Below are 4,188 nucleotides of genomic sequence, written 5' to 3'. Positions count from 1 at the left end.
ATGTTTAGATAACACTTATTGTTAACTTTAATAAAATAGTAGGGCGATATGTAGTTTGTAGCTGAATAAAGATGTTAAAGAAGCTATTCTTTTGCTATTTTAATCCAGGTTGCTTGTTTCCACAGCCATTCCAATGGCCCATGACGATGAGAACGAAGCCACCAATGACAAAAGAAAAACTGAATAAGGAATATTCCGATACCCATCAAGAAACATACAGTAATACCTGTGTATTTATAAAGACCTAATCCCCAATTGTAAAACAAAAAACCACCGATCAAAGACTGCGACAGGTAGTTTGTCAAACTCATACGTCCATAAGGTGCTAATTGGTGAAGAACATTTTTAAACTTTGTCAAATAATAAACAAGTATTACTCCGGCAAACAATATTCCCGTGAAAGCAAGATTCGAAAGAGATTTAAGTATAAGGATAGAAGGAACAAGCAGTGCATCTCGACTTACAAATTCAGGAAGAGTAGCAATCAAGCCATAAATTGGAAAAAATGCTATGACTGCTACGATAAATATTTTAATCCATAATCTTATATTTTTCTCGGAATAGAGAAATACTTTACCTCGTCCTATTAACATACCAATCATAAATAGTCCTGCTGTTTGTGTAACCCTCCCATGTAATAACATCCACCCCATATTGGCAATATTACCTGTCCATATAGCTGTTTTGCACATTTCGAAGAAAGACCCTTCTTTCTGAGCTACATTGACTATCTCCCAATATGGAGCGTCTAACTGAGCATTAATCCCGGTATATTCGGGATTGAAGAGAGCATATATTATTTGTCCCCATTCAAAAGGTTGCAGAAGAAGAACAATAGCTATAGCCATTACCATACGAGTAGAAAAACGACAAACTGCTATCAGCACATAACCGAGTAAAGCATAGAGTACTAATATTTCACCAGGAAATAAAGTAGAATTGATACACGCTATAAAAAACAGCAATACTAATCGCCAAGCAAACCGTCCACGAAAATCTTTTCCTTTTTCTTTTTGTGAATTGTCTTGAATAAAAAAACTGAAGCCAAAAAGTAATGCAAAAATACAATAAGCCTTACCGGAAAAAGTAAAAAATATACTATCCCAAATTATTCTATCGATAAACATCATAAAATTTGATGTTTCCTCCGGAAAACTATAGAGACTAAAACGTTCAATAAAGTGAATAAGGGTAATTCCCATTACAGCGAAACCGCGCAATACATCTGCGATCTCAATACGATTATTACTGATTAGAGTAGTAGATACGGGCATTTTTTAAGATTTAAATGTTAAGATACTCTTCTATTTTGAGATGCAAATCTAACATAAACCTTTTATGTAACCTAACAGGCACAATATATTTAATTCCAATCTTTATTTCCCTACATTTGTTATAGTATAGTATCATTTGCTAATTTATACTCATTATTAAAATCGATAGCTTTTAGAAGTTGTGCTTTATAACCTTTCTAATATGCAGAGAAGATTGTATTGCCAAAACAAATGATTAGAGTTTAGAGTTTAATAATAAACAACTCAGTGAGAAAAAAGAATTATCAATAAAAAAAATGAAACTGACTTATATTTTTCATAGCGGTTATGCAATAGAAGGTGATGACTTTACCATCATTATAGATTATTACAAAGACTCGTCTGATATATCGGGCGAAGGTATCGTTTACAAAGAACTTCTGAAAAAAAAGGAAAAACTATATGTCCTCTGTACTCATTCACACCACGACCATTTCAACAAAGAAATACTAAAATGGAAATGGGAACACCCGAATGTTATTTATATCTTTTCGAAAGACATCTTAAAATACAGGAAAGCGAAAGAGAGGGATGCGATCTATCTTGACAAATCGGATACATACAGGGACCAAACACTCTCTATCGAAGCTTTTGGTTCTACCGACTTAGGCATTTCTTTTTTGATAAATGCAGAAGGAAAAATCATATTTCATGCAGGTGATTTAAATAACTGGCATTGGAATGAAGAGTCTACTAAAGAAGAGATAGATGAAGCGGAGGGCTTTTATCAGAAAGAACTGGATTTAGTAGCCGGCAAGGTTAAACACCTCGACTTAGCCATGTTTCCTGTAGATCCTAGGTTGGGGAAAGATTACATGAAAGGTGCTGAACAATTTTTAGATGCTATACAAACAAACCTTTTTGCACCAATGCACTTTGGAGAAGCTTATGATAAGGCAAACGCATTTGCTGAATATGCAGGAAGCAAAGGTTGCAAGTTTATAAAGTGGCAGCACACAGGGGAAAGCTTCGAATTTTGACATCAACAAAATATATTCAATTAATGGCGTAATTTATTCTATTTTCATTAGATTTGTACATAACAATGCTACTGTACAAAACATTTGGATACAATAGGTAAATCCATTACATTATGAAAAATATAATATCTCTATTATCGTTATTACTGACATTCTTGTTTGCTTCTGCACAAGAGGGTCATAAGCTTAATGTCGGGATAGATATGTCTTGGGGAATGCATTATTTCAATAGTGAGAAGAACAACCCCACGGCTGTTGGTGGTAGCATAGGGTACGAGTATGATTTTATCTTTTTCTTCGGAGTAGAAGCGGGATTTCGTTTTGGTGGATTCAATCAAAAGGTAGGTTACAAAGATCCTAATATAGGACAAGGAGGGATAGGTGAAACCAACGGAGATTTCAAAGACATATACAGAGGCACATATTGGGCACCCTATATTGCTCCCAAATTATATTTCCCGATAGGTTATGATGATAAGAGAGATCGGGCTCAATATCTGTATCTTGAAAACAGGCTATCGTATACCCGTATGAATCTCAATCTGGACAAGATAACCAACATGGAGGGATCTGCTCACAAATACAGACTTCAGTACGAGATTAGAGCAGGGTATCAATTTCCTGTAACAGAAAGATGGGCTATTAACTGTTGGTTAGGCTATAATACTTTCGATTTCTCAAAAATCAAACCTGAAGCTATTAAATTCAAAAACTCTACACCTATACAAATAGGAATAGGATTTAATTACATTATAAAACAATGACAAGCCATGCTAGGAAATGCCTCCCTGTTGATTTTTCTGTCGTTTTGTTTGTTATCTATACAAGCACAACAGAATAAAATAAGCAGTATTCTTGAAATACTGAATATCGAAACAGGTGAGCGAACCACAGTAAAAGAATTCCCTTATCTGATAGAAGCGCCAAACTGGACTTATGACGGACAATGGCTTATTTATAACAGTAGAGGTAAACTTTGGAAGCTCTCCCCTGCCACTCCTACCGAGCCACAAGAAATATATACAGGTTTTGCAAGCAATTGCAACAACGACCATGTATTGTCTTTCGACGGAGAACAAATAGCAATCAGCCACGGCACAAAAGAAGATGGGCAGTCACGCATCTATACATTACCCATTGGCGGTGGAGATCCTCAACTCATAACACCTCTAGCCCCAAGTTACCTACATGGCTGGAGTCCTGATGGACTATACCTAACTTATTGTGCCGAAAGAAAAGACAATTATGATGTTTATTCTATTCCGGCTAAAGGTGGTGTAGAAAAACGACTCACAAATTCGGACGGTTTGGATGATGGTCCGGAATACTCCCCCGATGGAAATTATATTTGGTTCAATTCGGTGCGCACAGGCCTAATGCAGATATGGCGAATGAAAGCTGACGGAACGGAGCAAACTCAAATGACATTTGACGAAACACGTAACTCTTGGTTTCCACATATATCACCCAATGGGAAGCTTGTTGTATTTATTGCATATTACAAAGGTGATCTAAAACCTGATGAACATTTGCCTAATAAGAATGTCGAATTACGGATCATGCCGACAAATGGAGGAGAACCAAAAACATTGACAAAGCTATTTGGAGGACAGGGTACTATAAATGTTAATTCATGGTCACCCGATAGTAAATATATTGCCTTTGTAAGTTATCGTCTAAACAATCAATAATAAAATGAATTATAATCCCGAACCGGAGAAAGTAACCAGTATACTCGAAATATTCGATATCATTAGAAACAAAAGTATATTAATAAAAGAATTTCCTTATCTCATAGAAGCTCCCGACTGGACGTCTGATGTAAAATGGCTCATATATAACAGTGAGGGATTATAATTCATTTTATTATTGATTGTTTAGACGATAACTTACAA

The 4,188-nt window shown here is 35.6% G+C and carries 5 protein-coding genes; 4 read left to right on the top strand and 1 reads right to left on the bottom strand.

The features are described 5' to 3' along the window. Positions 1-83: 83 nt before the first annotated feature. Positions 84-1,274, bottom strand: coding sequence for a DUF418 domain-containing protein (locus LDB17_RS13065; RefSeq protein ID WP_252636530.1), 1,191 nt, complete (start codon positions 1,272-1,274; stop codon positions 84-86). Between the two features lie 296 nt (positions 1,275-1,570). On the opposite strand from LDB17_RS13065, the gene LDB17_RS13060 reads away from it, so the two are divergent. From LDB17_RS13060 to LDB17_RS13045, 4 genes are all read left to right on the top strand, one after another. Continuing rightward, positions 1,571-2,293, top strand: a complete 723-nt coding sequence (locus LDB17_RS13060) for an MBL fold metallo-hydrolase (RefSeq protein WP_252636531.1) — start codon at positions 1,571-1,573, stop codon at positions 2,291-2,293. A gap of 113 nt (positions 2,294-2,406) precedes the next feature. After that, positions 2,407-3,057: an outer membrane beta-barrel protein gene (locus LDB17_RS13055; protein WP_252636532.1), complete on the top strand. Its 651-nt coding sequence runs from the start codon at positions 2,407-2,409 to the stop codon at positions 3,055-3,057. 6 nt (positions 3,058-3,063) lie between these two features. Then, the gene (locus LDB17_RS13050; protein ID WP_252636533.1) at positions 3,064-3,984 is read left to right on the top strand and encodes a transporter; all 921 of its coding nucleotides are present in this window, start codon (positions 3,064-3,066) and stop codon (positions 3,982-3,984) included. Positions 3,985-3,988: 4 nt separating this feature from the next. Further along, positions 3,989-4,150 carry a hypothetical protein gene (locus tag LDB17_RS13045; protein ID WP_393925065.1) on the top strand — a complete coding sequence of 54 codons (162 nt, stop codon included), beginning with the start codon at positions 3,989-3,991 and terminating at the stop codon, positions 4,148-4,150. Positions 4,151-4,188 lie beyond the last annotated feature (38 nt).

The sequence above is a fragment of the Dysgonomonas sp. Shenzhen-Wh21 genome (genome assembly GCF_043392705.1).
Lineage (GTDB): Bacteria > Bacteroidota > Bacteroidia > Bacteroidales > Dysgonomonadaceae > Dysgonomonas.
The sequence above is the reverse complement of the archived record's forward strand: the minus strand, read 5'-3'. Positions and strand labels throughout refer to the sequence as shown.

What these genes read in the sequence shown, in the direction of transcription:
- LDB17_RS13065 (WP_252636530.1), bottom strand. Translation starts at nt 1,274, where the DNA reads ATGCCCGTATCTACTACTCTAATCAGTAATAATCGTATTGAGATCGCA.
- LDB17_RS13060 (WP_252636531.1), top strand. Translation starts at nt 1,571, where the DNA reads ATGAAACTGACTTATATTTTTCATAGCGGTTATGCAATAGAAGGTGAT.
- LDB17_RS13055 (WP_252636532.1), top strand. Translation starts at nt 2,407, where the DNA reads ATGAAAAATATAATATCTCTATTATCGTTATTACTGACATTCTTGTTT.
- LDB17_RS13050 (WP_252636533.1), top strand. Translation starts at nt 3,064, where the DNA reads ATGCTAGGAAATGCCTCCCTGTTGATTTTTCTGTCGTTTTGTTTGTTA.
- LDB17_RS13045 (WP_393925065.1), top strand. Translation starts at nt 3,989, where the DNA reads ATGAATTATAATCCCGAACCGGAGAAAGTAACCAGTATACTCGAAATA.